Here is a 1,205-nt window from a genome sequence, read left to right as displayed (position 1 = left end):
AGCGGATCTCGTCCAGCCCGTCGAGGACGGGCAGGATCAGCCCCGCGGTCAGCAGGGCGCGGGCACGGCTGATGCCGGCCACCGCGGTGCTGGCCAACCAGGGATGTTCCCGGATCATCTGGGTTTCCAGCCAGTCATACAGATTGACCCGGTCGGGGTTCCAGGAGGCCACCGGGATCAGCAGCGGGACGGGTCCGCCCGGGTCTCGGCGGGCGAGCAGGTCCAACGCCAGGCGCAGGAGCAGCACGGTCTTGCCGGATCCAGGCTCCCCGAGGACGACCAGCCGGCCGGTCGGCACCCGGTCGAACACTGCGGCCAGGTCGCTGCCGGTGCCGGCGAGTTCGTGCGGGCCTGCCCCCGGTGGAGTACCGCGGGTCCACCCGACACCCGCTGCCGCCAGCCGCTGGAGGTAGGCCCATGGCTGGACCAGCGAGGCATCGGCGGGCTGCCAGGACACTGCCAGGGGAGGTCGGGTGAGATCCCGACGGTGGGCCTCTGCGGACCACTGGTCTGTCAGCTGGTCGGCAAGCCGATCGGCGACCGGGGCCATGTCGATATCGCCGGCCCGGCTGTCCTTGCGATCGGCGAGGTAGGCCGCCAACGCCAGCGTCAGCGCTGCCACAGCCAGCACACCAGCCCACCGGTCGCCGCTGGCCAGGGCGACAGCGCCCGCTCCGATCGTCACCACGATCAGGATCAGCCAGGACGGGATCCGTCCTTCCCCCGTGTTACCACCCATAGTGGGCAATCATCCACGGACGCGGCTGGGGGGTGACCGTGGCCTCGCTCCGGCGGTACCTGTCTGTGCGGCTTGTCCATGACCCTTATGGCGATCATCGTGGATGTCGGTTACGAAGCGTGGGAGACCGAGCCAAAGATTGATCAAGGCTGGTGAGTTGGCCATGACCACACCACCACGTGATCGCCATGGGGGAAGCCAGCCGGATCGTGATCCTTTACTACGGAACGTGTGTCAGGGTCAGGTTCGCGTATCCGTCACCACCCGCACTCTGCTTTTGCAGGGGTTCGTCCAGACCTGTCCGTCCGCTGGTGTTCGCTGACGTCCGCCTATGTTCGCAGCCGTTGCTACACCGGTTGCTACACCTGCGGCCCGGTTCGCGGGCGGCAGCCGGTCGACGATGCGGTTTTGTTCGCGGAGGTGGCTTGGCTGCCGCTATCCGGATGGCTTGGTGTGTTCTGCGGGT

1 protein-coding gene is annotated in these 1,205 nt (G+C 67.8%); it reads right to left on the bottom strand.

Annotation, left to right across the window (positions count from 1 at the left end):
- The coding region (locus MJ785_RS21895) for an NACHT domain-containing protein (protein WP_239382771.1) at positions 1–739 on the bottom strand (739 nt) is incomplete at its 3' end.
- Positions 740–1,205 lie beyond the last annotated feature (466 nt).

It is taken from the genome of Protofrankia sp. CiT1 (assembly GCF_917627335.1).
Taxonomy (GTDB): Bacteria; Actinomycetota; Actinomycetes; order Frankiales; family Frankiaceae; genus Protofrankia.
The sequence above is the reverse complement of the archived record's forward strand: the minus strand, read 5'-3'. Positions and strand labels throughout refer to the sequence as shown.